Source organism: Paenibacillus koleovorans NBRC 103111, assembly GCF_004000845.1.
Lineage (GTDB): Bacteria > Bacillota > Bacilli > Paenibacillales > NBRC-103111 > Paenibacillus_AA > Paenibacillus_AA koleovorans.
In genome coordinates, this window is the sequence record NZ_BIMA01000003.1 from 31,944 (window position 1) to 49,432 (window position 17,489).

Annotated in this window: 13 protein-coding genes and 1 riboswitch; of the genes, 1 reads left to right on the forward strand and 12 read right to left on the reverse strand. The window is 58.3% G+C overall.

The features are described 5' to 3' along the window. Nucleotides 1–140 precede the first annotated feature (140 nt). The 6 genes from PKO02S_RS01875 to PKO02S_RS01900 all read right to left on the reverse strand — a co-directional run bounded on the left by PKO02S_RS01875 (nucleotide 141) and on the right by PKO02S_RS01900 (nucleotide 9,171). Nucleotides 141–1,394 carry a VWA domain-containing protein gene (locus tag PKO02S_RS01875; protein ID WP_127579390.1) on the reverse strand — a complete coding sequence of 418 codons (1,254 nt, stop codon included), beginning with the start codon at nucleotides 1,392–1,394 and terminating at the stop codon, nucleotides 141–143. Nucleotides 1,395–1,396: 2 nt separating this feature from the next. Further along, nucleotides 1,397–3,811 (reverse strand): DUF5682 family protein, encoded by a 2,415-nt coding sequence (locus tag PKO02S_RS01880; RefSeq protein ID WP_246066789.1) that lies wholly within the window; start codon nucleotides 3,809–3,811, stop codon nucleotides 1,397–1,399. Next, nucleotides 3,769–4,866, reverse strand: coding sequence for an ATP-binding protein (locus PKO02S_RS01885; RefSeq protein WP_127579391.1), 1,098 nt, complete (start codon nucleotides 4,864–4,866; stop codon nucleotides 3,769–3,771). Before PKO02S_RS01885 ends, PKO02S_RS01880 begins: the two co-directional genes overlap by 43 nt. Next, a complete protein-coding gene (locus tag PKO02S_RS01890; protein WP_127579392.1) occupies nucleotides 4,836–6,677 on the reverse strand; it encodes a HEAT repeat domain-containing protein in 1,842 nt (613 codons plus the stop codon). The genes PKO02S_RS01885 and PKO02S_RS01890 overlap by 31 nt, the downstream gene beginning before the upstream one ends. 24 nt (nucleotides 6,678–6,701) lie before the next feature. Beyond that, entirely contained in the window at nucleotides 6,702–8,159 is a 1,458-nt protein-coding gene (locus tag PKO02S_RS01895; protein ID WP_127579393.1) for an SWIM zinc finger family protein, read from the reverse strand. A 136-nt stretch (nucleotides 8,160–8,295) separates the two neighbouring features. Beyond that, a complete protein-coding gene (locus PKO02S_RS01900) occupies nucleotides 8,296–9,171 on the reverse strand; it encodes a radical SAM/SPASM domain-containing protein (protein ID WP_127579394.1) in 876 nt (291 codons plus the stop codon). Nucleotides 9,172–9,376: 205 nt separating this feature from the next. Between PKO02S_RS01900 and PKO02S_RS01905 the strand changes: the two genes are divergently transcribed. Beyond that, nucleotides 9,377–10,363: a GNAT family N-acetyltransferase gene (locus PKO02S_RS01905; RefSeq protein ID WP_127579395.1), complete on the forward strand. Its 987-nt coding sequence runs from the start codon at nucleotides 9,377–9,379 to the stop codon at nucleotides 10,361–10,363. A gap of 396 nt (nucleotides 10,364–10,759) precedes the next feature. Here the strand turns inward: PKO02S_RS01905 and PKO02S_RS01910 are convergent, their stop codons facing one another. The 6 genes from PKO02S_RS01910 to htpG form a co-directional block, all read right to left on the reverse strand. Continuing rightward, the gene (locus PKO02S_RS01910; RefSeq protein WP_127579396.1) at nucleotides 10,760–11,227 is read right to left on the reverse strand and encodes a RidA family protein; all 468 of its coding nucleotides are present in this window, start codon (nucleotides 11,225–11,227) and stop codon (nucleotides 10,760–10,762) included. Between the two features lie 21 nt (nucleotides 11,228–11,248). Then, a complete protein-coding gene (locus tag PKO02S_RS01915) occupies nucleotides 11,249–12,877 on the reverse strand; it encodes an N-acyl-D-amino-acid deacylase family protein (RefSeq protein WP_127579397.1) in 1,629 nt (542 codons plus the stop codon). A 15-nt stretch (nucleotides 12,878–12,892) separates the two neighbouring features. After that, nucleotides 12,893–13,573 carry a helix-turn-helix transcriptional regulator gene (locus tag PKO02S_RS01920; protein WP_127579398.1) on the reverse strand — a complete coding sequence of 227 codons (681 nt, stop codon included), beginning with the start codon at nucleotides 13,571–13,573 and terminating at the stop codon, nucleotides 12,893–12,895. 253 nt (nucleotides 13,574–13,826) lie between these two features. Beyond that, on the reverse strand, nucleotides 13,827–14,369 hold the full coding sequence (locus PKO02S_RS01925) for a VUT family protein (protein WP_127579399.1): 543 nt from the start codon (nucleotides 14,367–14,369) through the stop codon (nucleotides 13,827–13,829). 29 nt (nucleotides 14,370–14,398) lie between these two features. Continuing rightward, nucleotides 14,399–14,929: a preQ(1) synthase gene (gene queF, locus PKO02S_RS01930; protein WP_127579400.1), complete on the reverse strand. Its 531-nt coding sequence runs from the start codon at nucleotides 14,927–14,929 to the stop codon at nucleotides 14,399–14,401. A gap of 150 nt (nucleotides 14,930–15,079) precedes the next feature. Then, nucleotides 15,080–15,123, reverse strand: a riboswitch (PreQ1 riboswitch). Between the two features lie 466 nt (nucleotides 15,124–15,589). Next, a complete protein-coding gene (gene htpG, locus PKO02S_RS01935; protein WP_127579401.1) occupies nucleotides 15,590–17,473 on the reverse strand; it encodes a molecular chaperone HtpG in 1,884 nt (627 codons plus the stop codon). Nucleotides 17,474–17,489 lie beyond the last annotated feature (16 nt).

Genomic DNA, 17,489 nt, shown 5'->3' on the forward strand with positions numbered 1-17,489 from the left:
CGGGCTCGGCTGAGTTGGTGCAAAAATGGACTAACTCTCGCACCAACAGCCGCACTCGAGCCGAGTTGGTGCCTCCCCTAAACAGAGAGAGCCCCGCTCTACCGAAGTGAATTCTCACTTTCGGCAGAGCAGGGCTTTTTTCATAAATTATTAGCAGCCGTTATCCGGTTCGCCAATTGAACGAGATCCTGGCCCTTCAGCGCTCCTTCTATCAGCTCCGGCAGCCGGTCCGGGGAGCAGCCGAAGCACGGAATGCCGAAGCTCGCCAGCTTCTTGGCCACATTCTCGTCGTACGAAGGCTTCCCGTCGTCCGACAGGGCCAACAAACAGAGCACCTTAACTCCAGCCTGATGCATCGCTTCCAGTCGGAGCAGCATCTCGGAGCGATTGCCCCCCTCGAACAGATCGGAGACGAGAATGAACAACGTTTTCTTAGGCTCGGAGATGAACGGCTCGCAATAAGCGATCGATTTGTTAATGTCGGTGCCCCCGCCCAACTGAATGCCGAAGAGCATATCGACCGGGTCGGTCGCGCATTGCTCGCTTAAGTCCACGACCTCGGTGTCGAAGGCGACGACCCGGGTGTCCAGCGCCGGCATGCTGGCGAAGATGGAGCCGATGATCGAGGCATAGATGACGGAGTTGGCCATCGACCCACTCTGATCAATGTCGAGGATAACCGTCCATTCCTTGCTGCGCCTCGCACGGTCGAAGAAATATACTTTTTCGGGCAGCAGCAGCTTTCGCTCTTGATCGTAATGCTTCAGGTTTCTCCGAATCGTACGATCCCAATCAAGCCCCGATATCGACGGCAGCGGCGAATGCCTCCGCCGATTCAAGGCGCCGGTAACCGCCCGCTGCAGCTCTTGCGAGAGGCGTTTCGTGATTTCCTCCACGACCGCCTGCACCAGCTGCCGGGCCGTCTCCTTCGTCTGCTCCGGCACCATACCCTTCAGCGCCATCAAAGTGGCGACCATCTGGATATCCGGCTTCACCTGCGACAGCAGCTCCGGCTCCAGCAGCAGCTGCTTCAGCCCCCGGCGCTCGATCGCATCCGTCTGGATCACGGAGACGATATCCGTGGGGAAGAAGGTGCGGATATCGCCGAGCCACTTGGCCAGCTTCGGGGCGGATGGCCCCAGACCGGCTTTCCTCGAGCCCACGCCCACGCCGCCTGTCCCAGCCCCGCCAGCCTGTCGACTGCCTGGGCCTCCCGGGCTCCCTGGGCTGCCTGCGGTTCCGTCATAGATGGCTGCCAGCGCCTCGTCCATGATCCTCGACTCTTCGTCGAGCGTAGCGCCGGCCCCGAGCGGCTGCAGCTTCTCCTCCGCCGCTTCGCCTAGAATGAGCCGCCAGCGTTTCACTTTTTCTTGATCCAACGTGTGGTCCGTCATCGTCAGATGTCGCCGAAATCGAACTCGTTGAGCTCGTCCAGCTTCTCCTTTTCTTCATCGCTAAGCGGCTGCTGCAGGGCGGCTCCGGTCAGCGTGCTGCCCGCGCCCCACAGCTCCCCCATCATCTCCGCCACGGCCGCTTTCTCCTGCGGCTCGAAGCTGCCGAAGGCGCGTCGCAGGAACACGAGCGAGCGCTTGAACGCTTCCGGCTCCAGCGTCTGGATGTACGCATCCAGCTCCTTCCAGAGCTGCGTACGCGACAGCAGCGCATACCGGTTGCGCATCGACATCCCTTCGAACCAGCCCGCTCCGATATCCGCCGGAATGCCGGACGACAGCCGCCGAGACACCTCCTGCGTAACGATCTCTTCGGATAAGCGATTGCTCTCCAGCAGGATGGCGAAGGCAAACCCGGACAGCAACGCATTGCGATCATCCCGGGAAGCAAGCTCTTGCAGGGCGAGCAGCCAGCCTCGTTCCTCCAGCACCTCGTAATGGTCCTGAGCGACGGCGTGGAACGACCGGATCGCCGCCACCATCTCGCGCGCCGCGTCGTCGTTGCAGGCGGCAGCCCCGACCAGCAGCATCGTTCCTCGCAGGAACAGCTGCTGCAGCAGGGGGACAAGCTCGTCGGTGTTCAACCGGCGGAGCGAGCCATAGCGTATGAGCACGCCGAGCTCATAAGCGGCGGCCGCCACCTGCTCGAAGCTGCCGGCGTCCACGGCCAGCTGCTGCAGCTTCCCTAGCGCCTGCGCCATCATCGTCTCCAAGGCGCAGTCGCAAGCTTGCCGGATAATCCGCGACGCCTCCGCGATGTCCTCGCATCGCTCGAGCCGCTCATACAGCACGAAAGCGGAAGCGAGCTCGACCGTCTCGCCCTTGAGCACGGATTCCACCGTCTCGATCTCCGCTTCCGGCGTCCACCGCAGCACCCAATTCTCCGCCCATGACGCGGAATCCTGATGCAGCCGCTGCTTGCGCACGAAGCTGATGCCGAGCAGCTCCAGGCGATGAAACAGCGTCGAACGGCTTAGATCCAGAAACGCGGCCTCCTCCGACTTCACGCTGCGGTTTTCTCTCAAATCGAGCTCCAACACAGTCGCAACGGTGGTCCGATATTTCTCCAGCTTCAGCCGCTTGAGCTCCCGGTTGAGATCGTCCTGAATCGGCGTTTGGCTGACTCCTTCGGGCAGGCTGCCGATCGCCGTCCCGATATCGGTACGGGCCAGCGCTTCCGCAACAACGGTGAGCTCTCCGTTACCAAGGCAGACCGTAGCAGCATCCCTCAGATCGCGCCACGTCGGCTGGCTGCCGTCATGAAGAGCGGCCAGCGCATCCGCCAAGCGGACCGCCTCGATGACCGAAGCCGTCGAACGGTGGCTCCCCTGCTCGCGAAGCCGGGCCGCCACGGAGGACATGTACAGATGCGGCAATCTGGCGAGATCGCCCCGCTTCAAGCATTGCCAGAACAGCTCGAAGTAAGCGGGCGCTTGATTGCCGGCGCCATAGCCGGACTGCGTAGTGAGCTTGTAGTAGGAGTAAGGCATCAATGTCAGCTTCGTTGCTACACGGGGCAGCGCAGCCAGCTGCTCGTCGGTCATCGCCGGCAACCGCAGGTCGATCGCCGATGCATGATGAGCCCCGGTCACGACAACGATCCGCTGCTGCTCATGGCCGGCTCGAATGGCGTCCACCACGCTTCTTCGCATATAAGCTTCCCGGACTTCGTTGAATGCCGCCTCGTGAGGAGCCTGGGACCATTCCGCCTGCTCCGTGAGCGATCTGAATTGCGAGGAGTACTCGCGGATCGCCCGATTGTACGTGCCAGACCCGGTATTATGTTCAAAGTGCCGTTCCCAGTAAGACTCGTAGTCGGCTTCGCCCGCCAGCTCCACGAGGCGCTCCATCTGCTCCGCCTGCATCAGGTAAAAAGCTTTCCTCTGCTCTATCCGGTCTATCCGCTCCTGCTGCTCTGCCTGCAATGCTGCCTCCGAAGTCTCCTCGGAACCGACCGCAGGGGCGCTAGAGGAACCTTTCCTACGCTCCGCCGCCGCCAGCGACACGCCGGAAGGCAAGTCGATGAACGCGGCATAAGCCCCATTTTGCGCCGCCCATACAAATGCTTGGTACTCCGGGGAGTATTCAGCGAACGGGTATAGCAGCGTCCTCACCGGCAGCTGCTCCGTATAAGCCATCAAGGCCACCGGAGGAACGACTCCTCGCATCGTCAAAGAAACGATGAAGGAGGTTGCGTCGCTTGGACCTTCTACCAGAACGGCGGTCGGCTGCACTTGCTCGAGAAGCTGCAGCAGATGAAACGAGCCCGTGGGCGACAAGTGGCGGATGCCGAACACATGGAACCCGTCTCCCCCTTCTAGGCGTTCATTTCGGAGCATGCTTGGTACAGATTTCGCCATGCCGATCCCCGCTTTTTCATCACATTTTCGAGATATTCCTTCCAAGCGATCCGGTCCTTCTCTTCATCCTTCACGATCGCGCCTTGCAAGCCTGCGGCCAAATCCTCTTCCCGGATCTCGCCGTCGCCGAAGCTGGCGGCCAGCGCCATACTGCCGGTCAGCAGAGAGATCGCTTCTGCGGTAGAGATCACCCCGCTCGGCGCCTTGACCTTCTCCTTGCCGTCCAATGTCGCGCCGCTGCGAAGCTCCCGGAAAATCGTCACCACCTGGCGCACGAACTCTTCCTCCGGAGGCGCCGCCTTAAGCTCGTAGCTGGCTGCGATTTCGCCCACCCGCTTGCGGACGATCTCCACCTCCGTCTCGACATTCGAGGGCGAAGGCAGCACGATCATGTTGAAGCGCCGCTTGAGCGCCGCCGACATCTCATTCACGCCCCGGTCCCGCGTATTCGCCGTGGCGATGATGGAGAAACCTCGCACGGCCGACAGCTCGCGGCCCAGCTCCGGGATGGAGATCGTTTTCTCCGACAAGATGGAGATCAAGGCGTCCTGGACTTCCGAGGCACAGCGGGAAATTTCTTCGAAACGCGCCAAGCCTCCTGTTTCCATAGCCCGATAAATGGGACTTTTGATGATCGCTTGGTCGGAGGGGCCTTGCGCCAGCAGCATCGCATAGTTCCAGGAATAGCGGATATGCTCCTCGCTCGTGCCGGCCGTCCCCTGGATGACCTTGGAGGAGTCTCCGTGTATCGCCGCCGTCAGGTTTTCCGACAGCCAAGACTTCGCCGTACCCGGCTCTCCGATCAACATCAGCGCCCGGTCCGTCAATAACGTCGCAATCGCCATCTCCACCAGACGCTTATTGCCGATATATTTGGGGGTAATAGCCACGCCTCCCGCCTTGCCTCCGGTAAGAAACGTCAACACCGCCTTCGGCGACAACCGCCACCCCGCCGGACGCGAGTCCCGGTCGGCCGCGCCAAGCGCTTCCAATTCACGCGCATACAATTGCTCCGCCGGCAATCTTAAGACAGCTTGCTTCTGATCCACGCCCATATTCCCAATCCTTTCTCTTCATCCCTATAATCGTTTTCCTCTTCCGGCTTAGCCGCTATTTGCTCGGCCAGCTCCGTGAGCTGCCGCTTCATGTGATTATGCGCCATCGCATCCGCCGCCTTCTGCAGCCGCTCCGCATACCGCCTAGGCAGGAGGGCGAGCAGATCCCGCTGCTCCCCGCTCATATAATAAATCTGCTTTGTGTCCGTCTGCTCCACAATGTCCATCAGCAGCTCCGGCGCATCCGGATGCCTTAGGCGGAATAGCGCAAGCAAGGAGTGGACCGTGCCGGCCGTCTTGAGATCCGGAGCGGCTTTGCATTTGTTAAGCAGATAAGCCTCTATCTCGCGATCCGGACTTTGCACGAGCCGCCAAACCAGCTCTTCCTGATCCAGCTTTACGAACAAGCGAACCCATCTCGGGTCCCATTCTACCTGCAGAGGCTGCCCATCGTCCGACACGACAAAATCAAGCTGCTCATACCGTCCGCGCCGCAAGTAGTTCGTCTCTTCCCGGAACGCCCGCAGCAACTCCACTTCGCGATACTTGCCGCCCACCTTAGGCCCGGAGCTGAAATGATCGAATACCTCGGCAGGAGAAAGACGTCGAAGCGCGGCGTGGAAGCTGTGTCCAAAAAATTTCCCTTTGTACGCATCCCTCAGCTCCATGACGAACCGATCCGCTTCCGGACTGTTCATCGCGAGCAGGGTCTCGATCGCTCTCTCCTGGGCGGCTTCCGTCTCCGCTCGGATGAAGGCCGGCTCGGCTAGCAGCTCCTCCAACAGCCGTCTGACTTCCTCCTGAGGCTTGTTTGCCTCCAGGCACCGGATCGCCGCAAGCAGCTCCAGGCCTACGGTCTCCGGTTTCGCATCCTGCCCAGCCTGCTCAACGAGGGAGCGCACAAATGCCATCACTTCGCGTGCCAAAGCGACGGAGCTGCACAGTACAATCGGCTCTATCGCCAGATCGCGGTCCTTGGCGCTCTTGAGCGCGCGGAACAATCGTTCCACGGACAGAGGCGTGTCCAGCTTGGCTAAAGCGAACAACGCCGCTTGCCGGACCTCCTTCCGTTTGTCGTCGGCCAATTCCAGCAAATAAGGTTCTTGATTCGGATATTGCCCGAGCAGCTCAACCGCGGCGGCCCGCACTTCAGTCGAACCCTCTCGGACCGCGTTCAGCAGCAGCTCCAGCCCTTCCTCCGTCTGTCTCCACTGCTCATGCAGCAGCTCCAGCCGCCTCGCATCCCCCTTGCCGCCATCCAGCCGCAGCCGCCGCTTCAACGCCGGAACGGCATCCGAACCGTAGCCCGGCAGCACCTTCCGTTGCAGCAGCTCCACGATTTCCGCATACGACTCGTCAAGCGCTTCGACAGCCGCGTCCAGCAGTCGGAAATCCGCGAACACGCCGTTGTCGTACGCGCTCCGCAGCACCTCGAGCCTGCCTTGTCCCTTCGAGGCAAGCGCTTCCTTGACCGGCTGCAGCTTCCGGTAAGAATACGCAGTTGTCAGGCCGATGGAGGTCCCTTGCAGCGGCACACGTTCGCCTGCCGTCTCCGTCTTGCCCTGCGTATACAGCACCGACTCTAGCAGCGTCCCGAGCTCCAGCAGCTTGGCCGCGGAATTGTTCACGTCCGCCTCCAGCAGCTCGCCGACCGCCTGGGCCATGCGCTTGAAGATCGGAGCGCTTTCCCCTAGCTTCTGCAGCTGCGGAAGCACCCGCTGCAGCCTTACGTCGCCGACGGCCATCCCGCTTCCGGCAATGAACAAACGCCTGACTTCGCTTCGCAGGCCGAATAACACGTCTATGCTCATCGATTCGTCTCCTCTCTCTCCGGGTCAATACAGCAGGCGCAGCAGGCCGTTCGCCGTCACGATGCTGAGCGGCTGCGCGACCAACCGGTTCTCCTCGATCCGATGCTCGAATAGGACCAGCATCGCCTGCCGCTTCATGTAGGCATCGTGAAGCAAGGGAAGCAGCTCGGTTGTGGATTGGCCCAGCGGAGAACTATCAGCCAGCTGCAGCTGCTTGCCTTGCTCGTCCACGAGAATGATCGTTTCTCCCACCCGCTCGATCGCTTCATAGCGGAGCAACACGACCGGATGTTTGTCGGACAGCGGATTTTTGATTTGATTTTTCACCTGCTTGATAACATCCGGGTACGAGCGTTCCGCGAAGGCCAACACCGCCTCATAATCCGTCTGCTCCGTCGGCCTAGTGGTCGATTCCTCCCAACGCACACGCGTATTGCGTTCGCCGGGATACCGGAACAGCTCTTTCGCCGCCACGATCTCGAAGCAGGAGTCATCCTCGCGAATATACTTGGCTGCGCGAAACGGGCGATACGTGCGCGTGTGGTGCATCTCTCCCGTTTGCAAATTCGCCCAGACGCCTTCGTCTATGTATTCCCCTCGAGGCTGATCGGTGTAGGAATGGAACGCCAGCTGCATCAGCTCCGTGCGACCGCTGGCGCGGCCATGCTCGCGAAGCTCGGCGATTTGCCACGCATGCCCGATCCATTCCTCCATCGCCGTCTCCGTCTCCATCGGCCTTTCCGGTTGCAGCGCTCTAGCCTGCAAATAGTCCTTCGCTTTCTTCAAACCCGTGTGCAGCCGCTGCAAGCTCTCCATATTGCTCGTGTAGACGGCCTCGGCGTCGAGATTCGCGTAATGCGCCATCAGCACTTCCCGGAGGGCATACTGGATGCCGGGAATGTAATAATTGCCGACCTCCTTCGTCTGGTCCTCCATCGTCTTCAGCATTTTCTTGTCGATGCTGCCGAGTCCGGCTTGTACGAGCTGAAGCACCAGCTTTTCCGCCAATCCAATGCCATCCAGCTGCACGGCGATTTTCTTGACCAACGCGGAAGTATTCGTTTTCCGTCTGACAGGCGCCTCGGTGCCTTCCGCTTCGGCCGTTTCGGCTGCGGCTGCCACTTCGCGCTTCCGCTCCTCCCGTTTCTCCACCTTCTCCCGCTTGTCGGTAATATCTTGGGGAATCGGCGCCTCGACGAATGATTTCCCTCCCGTGTAGGCGTACAGCAGTCCCAGGTTGTGCTTGCAAGGGAACTGACGGCTTGGACACGTGCATCGGAATACCGGCTGGCTTTCGTTGCTGAAATCGACCGAGCACTGGTACGGGTCTTTCCCGCTCCCTTTGCACGCTCCGAAAAGCAACGTTTTGTCGCCGGATATGTGGAGTGCCGGGAAGCTGTTTTTCTTCACCAAATCACGGCCATTTTTCATCGCGGCGGCATTGAGCGCAAGTCCGTCTACGAAATTTTCGGTTATGTTCATCTCGGCATTTCCTCTCCCCATAAATGGTTGTCCATTCTATTTCCACAAGAGCGTAATTTTTCCTTTTTTGACGGATAACAAAAAACCTCTGAAGCATCTGCTTCAAAGGTCCTCATTTCCATATTCCGATTAGCTCCTACGCCCCGAACCGCTGACGGTACCCGCACTTGCGGCACAGCTCCTCCACCGCCTCCCGCCGGGAAAAGCCGTACACGAGATGGTTGGCCCGCTCCCCTTCCACGATCTGCGAGAACGGGGTCTGATGCACATTGCCCAGGTTGATGACGCCTTCGCCGTCGAGGCAGCACGGCACGACGGTGCCGTCCACCAGAATGGCCGCATGGCTGCGCAGCGCATGGCAGAACCCTTTGCCGTCGTCTTCCGGCGCTTGCAGGCTCGGCCACTGGAACTCGTGGTCCTGGTTCAAGTAGACGTTCGAGGCAATTTTCACCCCGCTGCCAGGCATGACCTTTTCCTCGATGCGATAATCCAGGTTGAACGCTTCCTCCAAAATCGCGAGGGTTTCACGGTTGCGCTGCCGCTCCAGATTCGTCGCATTGTCGCGGGTCAAGTTCCACAGCCGGAACGAGAACAGCACATGTGCGAACGCCTCGTCCTGCACGAACGAGAGGATGTCCGCCAGATAGCCCTCGCGATTTTCCGAACCGATGTGGCCGTCGAAGCTGTGCAGTGAGAAATTCATTTGCCGGATGGCCGACTTGCCGAGCAGCTTGTCCCGATTTTTGCGGATCAGCGTGCCGTTCGTCGTGATGTTGACCTTGAAGCCTTTCTCATGGCTCGCGTCCAGCAGCTCGTCGATCCTCGGATGCAGCAGCGGCTCGCCTTTCACATGGAGGTAAATATGCTTCGTATGCGGACGAATCTCGTCCAGAATATGGTTGAACGTGTCCAGCTTGATAAAGTTGGACTTGCGCTCCGTCGGCGGACAGAACGTGCAAGCCAAGTTGCAGACGCTCGTAATTTCGACATACACCTTTTTGAACGTTTTCAATGCGGAGTCTCCATCCATTCCTTGATTCCTGGTCCTAGTTTGCTGACTAACTCGAATGTTTCCAGTATATCATACTCGCTGGTCCTCAAGCGTTTGGTAAAAAGCAGGCGCTTTTGGCTATAACCAGACTTTCCCATGCCGGCCGCCGATTCGCGTGAGATAATGAGCTTGGCAGAACGATTTGTCAAGAAAGGATGGGTTTGCTATGAAATTCCAGATTAGAACGCTGCGTGCCCCTGATGATTACGAAGCCGTCGCTTCGCTGCTCAATACGATACATTCCGAGCCTACAACGGGAAAACAGCTGGAGGAGGACGAGGCCAAAATTCCTCCAGGCAAGCTTCATTACGATGAGGAAGGCCGGTTGAAGGGCTGGGATCGGCCGAAGTGGGTCGCCGAGGACGATGGGGGCAAGGTGATCGGCTATGCGATTATTTGGCGGGCGCCGTGGACGGAGGCCGGACAGCTGTTCCACACCGTTGTGGTGGATTCGGATTCCCGCAGGCAAGGCGTAGGCACCGCATTGTACGATACGCTGGTTCGCTGGGCGGCGGAGGTGCGAGCTTCCAAGCTGCGGCAGGCGGTACAGGAAACCGATGCGAACTCGCTGGCCTTCGCCGAGCGGCGCGGCTACCGGATGGAGCGGCATACGTTCGAGTCTGTGCTTGATGTGGCGGCTTTCGACCGGCATGAGCTGTTCGATTCGATCGTCTCGGTCGAGCAGTCCGGCATCCGGTTCGTCACGTACGCGGACGAGTCGGGCGAGGAGAATGAGCTCAAGCTGTACGAGCTGTACAAAAGCACCGAACTGGACATTCCCGGACGTTCGGGCGGGTATCCGCCGATTGACGAGTGGAGGAAATGGGAAATCGGCATTCTCGGCTCCCGTCCGCAGTGGTGTCATATCGCCAAGGACGGCGACCGCTATGTTGGCGTCGTCAATCTGATCCAGAACGAGCAGACGAAGGCGATGTACCACGAATTCACTGGCGTTCTGCGGGAGTATCGCAACCGCCGGATCGCGCTCGCTCTGAAGCTGCTAGGCTTACGCACGGCGATGGAGGTTGGCGCGCCTTATCTGCGCACGCACAACGATTCGCTGAACGGGCCGATGCTTCGCATCAACCGCGAGTTGCTCGGGTTCACGGCGGAGCCGGGGCAGTACAAGATGGTGCGGCTGCTAGGGGAGTAAGACAGAAGGATCGGGAATTTTCCGAATAGCTCATCTGGCGAAGGTGTTCAATTGAAGGGTGGGAGGGCAGGTCCACATGTGTCATCATACAAGATTTGTAAGATAGCATCCCTAGGGCGACTGTTCTACCTCGCTATCATACAAATCTTGTTGGATGGCACACTTGGAGTGACGATTCAGCCTCGCTATCGTACAAACCTTGTTGGATAGCACATATGGAGTGACGATTCAGCCTGGCTATCACACAAACCTTGTTGGATAGCGCCCATGGAGCGATTGTTCTACCTCGATATCATACAAATCTTGTTGGATAATCTGCCGCCCTACCTTTAAAAGGGCTGTCACTCGGGTTCAGCGAATGCGGATAACCCCTGTGACAGCCCCTTTTGTGTTCGCTTAGTCGCGGATCTCGACGATGATCTCGATCTCGACCGGCGTATGGAACGGCAGCTCGCTCGTGCCGATCGCGGAGCGGGCATGTTTGCCGTTCTCGCCGAATACTTCGACGAGCAAGTTCGAGCCGCCGTTCAGCACGTACGGCTGGTCGGCGAAGCCGGGGGCGCTGTTGACGAAGCCGAGCACCTTGACGATACGCACGACGCGGTCGAGGTCGCCCAGGTAACCCTTCATGACCGAGATGCAGTTGATCATCGTCTGGCGCGCCGCCTCTTGCCCTTGCTCGATCGTCACTTCGCTGCCGAGCTTGCCTTCATAGATCAGCTTTCCGTTCTCGTCCCGGCAATCTTGGCCGGATAAGTAGATCAGGTTGCCGGTACGGTTGCAAGGAACGTACGTGAAGCGGGGTTGTGGGGATGGCGGCAGTACGATGCCGAGCTCTTCTAGTCTTTTTTCAATTTGTGCCATGTGGTTGGGCACCTCCGTATATTAGTTTGAATGCGAATGCGAGTGACAGCTGCAGCTGCTGTGCTGCGCGCGGATCAGCATGCCTTCCCGCGCCTGCGTGTGCCGCTTCTCGGTCAGCGTCAGCTTGCCGTTCACGAGCACATGCGAGATGCCCTCCGGGTATTGCCGCGGCTCCTCGAACGTAGCGAGATCCTGAATCGTGTGCGGATCGAACACCGTGATATCGGCGATGTATCCCGGGACGAGCAGGCCGCGTTTGCCTAGCTTGAACCGCTGCACCGGGAACGACGTCACCTTGCGTACCGCCTGCTCGAGCGACAGCACCTTCAGCTCGCGCACGTACTTCGCGAACACGCGCGGGAACGTGCCGTACAGGCGCGGATGCGGCTTGCCTGTGTCGCAGGTGAGGCTGTCGGAGGCGATGAGCGCCTTCTCGTAGCCGATCACCTGCTTCACGTCGTCGTCCGCCATATGGAAGAAGACGATCGAGATGCGCCCGTTCTCCTCGAGCAGCAGATCGAGCATGCAGTCGACCGGATGCTGCCCGCGAAGCTCGCTGATCTCGGCCAGGTGCATGCCTTCCAACCCGCGATTCGCTTCGGTCTGCACCGCTGAGATGATGACGCTCTCCCAGCCGGTCGAGCAGACGAGATTGTCCCAGCTCATCTGCTCCTGCCCGAGCTCCTCACGGATTCGCTCGCGCGCGGCCGTGTCGCGGAACAGCTCCAGCGCGCCGTCGATGCCGCCCTCCAGCGCCCACGGCGGGAGCACGGTGGTGAGCGTCGTCGAGCCGGCGTTGTACGGGTACACGTCGCAGGTGATGTCCATGCCCCGCGCACGGCCGTCCTCGATCAGCTCGATCGCGTCGAGCACTTGGCCCCAGTTGCGCTTGCCCGCCGCCTTCAGATGGCTAACGTGGAGCGACACGCCGGCTCGCTCGGCGATCCAGATCACTTCGCGGACGGACGGCAGCAGGTTGTTGCCCTCGCCGCGGATATGCGTGGACAGCAAGCCGCCGTACTTCGGCAGCACCGAGCATAGCTCGGCCAGCTCCTCGCGCGTCGTGTAGCTGCCCGGCGCATACAGCAGGCCGATCGAGAGGCCGATCGCTCCGGCGCGCAGCCCTTCCTCCAGCAGCTCCTTCATACGGGCGACCTCAGCCGTTGTAGCCGGCCGGTTGGCAAAGCCCATCACAGAGATGCGCAGCGCCCCATGCGCCACATAGGTGGCGATGTTCTCGGACGGGCTTGAGCGGGCGACGGTGTCCATGTACTGCTCCACCGACTCCCACGGCCATTCCCACTTTGTCTGGCCGATGACCGGTTGCACATAACTCTGCAGCAGCTCGCGCGTCATTCGCGTGTACGGTGCCGGCGCCAATCCGCAGTTGCCGACCACCTCGGTCGTCACGCCTTGTTGCATCTTGATCTCGCTCAGCGGGTGGTCGAGGATCATCAGGTCGGAGTGGCAATGCCCGTCGATGAATCCCGGCGCGATCACTTGCCCGCTCACGTCGAGCACCTGCTGCGCTTCTCCTTCCACCCGGCCCACCGCCGCGATTCGACCGTCCTTGACCGCCACGTCGCCGAACAGCCAAGGATTGCCCGTCCCATCTACAATTCTGCCGTTCCTCAGCAGCAGATCGAACATCGTTTGTTCGCCTCCTTAATCTTTAAGGCCGTCAACTTTGTCGAGTGTATCCCGCTGTCCCGCACTCTTGATCTCTTCCAAGTAGCTGTACAGCGTATACTTCGAAATGTTCAAATATTGGCAAATGCGCTCGCCGCCCTTCTTCACGAGCAGCGCCCCCTTGCGGTCGAGCAGCTCGACCATCCGCATCTTGTCTTCCTTGTGCATCACGGCTACCGGCTTGCCGACTTGCCCTTGCGCTTCCTGGATCAGAGCGTCCAGCAGATCGCTGACATTGCTCACGAACGTCTCTTTTACCTCCGGCGCCGGTCCCGCCATCGTCATAGAGCGGAGAGTCTGCTCAGCCACGAGCAGGTCGGTGATGTCGGAGTTGATGCAGAGCGAACCGATCGTCCGACCGCTGCGGTCCTTCATGAAGATCGAGCTGGAGCGCAGCATCCGCCCTTCCTTCGTCTGCGTGATGTAGCCGTACCGGTTGCCGTTGTCCGCATTGCCGCGCAAAATCTCCAGCCCCAGGTTCGTCCCGGGACCCCCCACCTTGCGGCCGGTAATATGCCCGTTCTCGATCGCTACGATCGTGCTGTCATATGGGCGAGTCAGGTCGTGCAGCACGACCTCGCAGCTACTGCCGAACTGGATGGCCAAGCCTTTGACCAGATCCTGCAGAAACGGGAGCTCCTCGCTTATCGTTTCCATGCTGCTAATCCCTGCCTTCCTCCTGTATGATTGCGCCTATTCCTATGAGCAGTCTACCACTGGTTGCCCCAGGGTTGTCAAACTTTTTGTTTGCTTACCAGAAAAAAAGTTTGCTATCTATATGTGTCTGTTTCCAAAAAATAATGGCTACCCCAACTCCATCAATCGGTTAGGGATAGCCATCCTTCGTTTATCTTCTTCTGAGCAACTTCTCCCCGTTTTGCGGGAAGCCAATTCGGTCTAGCTCCTTATACTACGCCTGCACCGTTTTCTTGTTTCTCGACGCAACCTGGATCACGACCGAGCCGAGCAGCTGCATCAGCGTCTTCACGATAATTTGACCGGCGATCGCATAGCCTACCATCTCCCACGGTAAGAAACCCGCTCCGATCGGGGATAAGCCGATGATGACGAACACGACACTGTCGAGCGCGCCACCTACCAGTCCGCTATATAGCACCTTCAGGGACATCGGCAGCTTGAGTCTCGTGTAAATCTCGGTATCCGTCGTCTCGGACAACAGGAAGGTCAGCGCGGAAGCGGCCGTAATCCACAGCGTGTCTCCCAGCAAGTAGGAAGTGATCCCCGAGATCAGCATAGCGGCGCCGATGGCCATGTACGTGTTGCGGCGTCCGATGACGTTTTGCACCAAGTCGCGCAGGATGAAGGTTGCCCCGATCAGGAACGAGCCGGCCGGTACGATAAATTTGCCCCACATGAGGGGAGCGGTGTTCGCGGTGATCACATTGGCCAGGACGATGCCCAGCAAGTAAAGTACGATAATGGTTTGTTTCATATTCTAACGTCCTCCTCGAGTAAAAAAGATTACCGGTTGTCGACTTTCTCCGGGTACAGGTCGTGATTCATCAGCCGGTGCTCGGCCATCTGCTCGTATTTCGTGCCGGGACGGCCCCAGTTGCAATAGGGATCGATCGAGATGCCTCCGCGCGGCGTGAACTTGCCCCACACCTCGATATAACGCGGCTCCATGAGCCCGATCAGGTCGTTCATGATAATGTTCATGCAATCCTCATGGAAATCGCCGTGATTGCGGAAGCTAAACAAGTACAGCTTGAGCGACTTGCTCTCCACCATCCGGACATCCGGAATGTAAGAGATGTAGATCGTGGCGAAATCGGGCTGCCCGGTCATCGGACAAAGGCTGGTAAACTCCGGACAGTTGAACTTGACGAAATAGTCGCGCCCCGGATGTTTGTTGTCGAACGCCTCGAGCACCTCCGGCGCATAGTGAAACGGGTACTTCGTCCCCTGATTGCCTAGCAGCGTAATGTCTTTCAGCTCGTCCGAGCTGCGGCCGGCTTTTGCTTGTGGGGATTCTGCGTTGTGCGTGGACATCAAAAAATCTCCTCCTTATTTCTGCGTCAACCTGACCTCGCGGCGGCTGCATGCGCAAAAAGAAGAACGAGATTCTGGAACTGCTCTACCTAAAAACTTAGCGGACATGCGAAAAAAGGGCATCTGTTCAGCCGAATGGCTGGACCGTGCTTGTCGTTAGTTTTTTATAGAGGGAGTTTCCGAACCTCTCCCGGAGCGGACTCCGGATTTTCTTCTTCAATTGTGTCTCCGCCAGCATAGCACACCTCGGCCGATGTGACAATGAAAATGAATTCCATATTGTGTCGGCTACTCCAGTCTTTTTATTGCTAAAGAGCTTGATAGAACCGTCAACCGACCTCGACACTAACTACAGCATTGCCCGGCACCGAACCAATTTCGCCATTCTCACCGGCACCCGGCGCCTCGAGAGAATTAACGTTATGAAATCACCTTATTTCCCCGAAACCAACATTCCACGCCAAAATAACGCTACGCCATCATCTTATTTCGCTCCCACGAAGACAAAAGCAGCCGTTTCAAACTAGATAACGATGTGCCATCACTTTATTTTCGTCCAACATCGTGTTCGGAGCCAAATAGCGCTGTGAAGTCACCTTATTTCTCACCGACGGCCAAAGGGCCTCCCAATGGGAAGCCCTGAAGTAGCGCGCAGCCAAACTAAACCATTACTTTGCAAATATCGTTCGTGAATTCAACCGGATCCTGGATCGGCAAACCCTCGATCAGCAAAGCCTGGTGGTACAGCAAGCTCGTGTACAGCTTCACCTTCTCGTGATCGCTCGCGAAAGCGTCCTTCAGCGACTGGAACACGGCGTGGTTCACGTTGATCTCGAGCACCTTGTCCGCCTGAACGTTGCCTGCGTTCGGCATCGCGCGGAGAATTTTCTCCATCTCAATGGACAGCTCGCCCTCGGCGGTGAGGCACACCGGATGCGACTTCAGCCGCTTCGAAGCTTTGACGCTTTTGACTTTGCCTTCCAGTTGCGACTTCATGAACTCGAACAGGTCGTTGTTGCTGGAAGCATCGGCATTCTCCGCCTCTTTTTCCTTCTCGTCCGCCTCGATGCCCAAGTCGCCGCTCGACACGTTCTTGAACTCTTTGTCCTTGTAAGACATCAGCATCCGAATGGCAAACTCGTCGATCTCATCGGTGAAGTACAGCAGCTCATAGCCTTTGTCGGTTACGAGCTCGGTTTGCGGCAGCTTGTCGATCCGCTCGATCGAACCGCCGGTCGCGTAGTAGATGTACTTTTGCTCCTCCGGCATTCTCGATACATACTCGTCCAGCGTGACCAGCGCTTTCTCCTTGGAGGAGTTGAACATGAGCAGGTCTTGCAGGTCGTCCTTGTGGCTGCCGTACTCGCTATACACACCGAACTTCAGCTGGCGCCCGAAAGCCTTGTAGAACGTCTCGTAGTTCTCCCGCTCGTCCTTCAGCATGCTGAGCAGCGCGCCTTTGATCTTGTTCTTGATGTTCTTCGCGATCAGGTTCAGTTGGCGGTCATGCTGCAGCATCTCGCGCGAGATGTTGAGCGACAGGTTCTCGGAGTCGACCATCCCTTTGACGAAGCTGAAATAGTCGGGCAGCAGGCTGGCGCATTTGTTCATGATCAGCACGCCGTTGGAGTACAGCTCGAGCCCTTTCTCATACTCCTGGGTGTAGTAATCGAAAGGCGTTTTCTCCGGAATAAACAGGATCGCCTGGTACACGACCGCTCCGTCGGCGCTCACATGAAGATGCTTGAGCGGCTTGTCGAAGCCATAGTGCTTCTCCGCGTAGAACTGCTCGTACGATTCGGGCGTCAGCTCACTCTTGTTCTTGCGCCAGATCGGCACCATGCTGTTGACGGTCTGCTCTTCCTGCACGCTCTCGAATTCGTTCTCGGTCCCTTCCTTCGGCCGGCTGGTCGAGACCATCATCTTGATGGGATAGCGGATAAAGTCCGAATATTTCTTCACAATCGCCTTCAACCGGTACTCGTCGAGGAATTCGTCGTAGTTGTCGTCTTCTGTGTTCGGCTTGATGGTCAAATAGATGTCCGTGCCTACTTCGGCTTTCTCGGCGGTATCGATCGTATACCCTTCGGCTCCCGTAGACTCCCACTTGTAGGCTTCGTCGCTGCCCAACGCTCGGCTGACCACCGTAATCTGATCCGCCACCATAAACGCCGAGTAGAACCCGACGCCGAATTGGCCGATAATGTTGTGCCCTTCTTGCGCTTCGTTCTCCTTCTTGAAGGCGAGCGAGCCGCTTTTGGCGATAACCCCCAGGTTGTTCTCCAGCTCCTCCTTCGTCATTCCGATGCCGGTATCCGACAAGGTCAATATGCGCGAACCTTTGTCAGCCGTAATCTTGACGAAGTAGCTGTCCTTATCGAAAGTCAGGTTCTTGTCGGTCAGAGCCCGATAATAAATTTTGTCGATGGCGTCGCTGGCGTTGGAGATGAGCTCCCGCAGAAAAATTTCCCGCTGGGTGTAGATGGAGTTGATCATCATTTCCAATAGACGCTTGGATTCCGCTTTGAACTGTTTCTTAGCCACGAATGCAAACTCCTTT

Coding starts and splice junctions, on each gene's coding strand:
- PKO02S_RS01875 (WP_127579390.1), bottom strand. CDS start 1,394: ATGACGGACCACACGTTGGATCAAGAAAAAGTGAAACGCTGGCGGCTC.
- PKO02S_RS01880 (WP_246066789.1), bottom strand. CDS start 3,811: ATGGCGAAATCTGTACCAAGCATGCTCCGAAATGAACGCCTAGAAGGG.
- PKO02S_RS01885 (WP_127579391.1), bottom strand. CDS start 4,866: ATGGGCGTGGATCAGAAGCAAGCTGTCTTAAGATTGCCGGCGGAGCAA.
- PKO02S_RS01890 (WP_127579392.1), bottom strand. CDS start 6,677: ATGAGCATAGACGTGTTATTCGGCCTGCGAAGCGAAGTCAGGCGTTTG.
- PKO02S_RS01895 (WP_127579393.1), bottom strand. CDS start 8,159: ATGAACATAACCGAAAATTTCGTAGACGGACTTGCGCTCAATGCCGCC.
- PKO02S_RS01905 (WP_127579395.1), top strand. CDS start 9,377: ATGAAATTCCAGATTAGAACGCTGCGTGCCCCTGATGATTACGAAGCC.
- PKO02S_RS01910 (WP_127579396.1), bottom strand. CDS start 11,227: ATGGCACAAATTGAAAAAAGACTAGAAGAGCTCGGCATCGTACTGCCG.
- PKO02S_RS01915 (WP_127579397.1), bottom strand. CDS start 12,877: ATGTTCGATCTGCTGCTGAGGAACGGCAGAATTGTAGATGGGACGGGC.
- PKO02S_RS01920 (WP_127579398.1), bottom strand. CDS start 13,573: ATGGAAACGATAAGCGAGGAGCTCCCGTTTCTGCAGGATCTGGTCAAA.
- PKO02S_RS01925 (WP_127579399.1), bottom strand. CDS start 14,369: ATGAAACAAACCATTATCGTACTTTACTTGCTGGGCATCGTCCTGGCC.
- queF (WP_127579400.1), bottom strand. CDS start 14,929: ATGTCCACGCACAACGCAGAATCCCCACAAGCAAAAGCCGGCCGCAGC.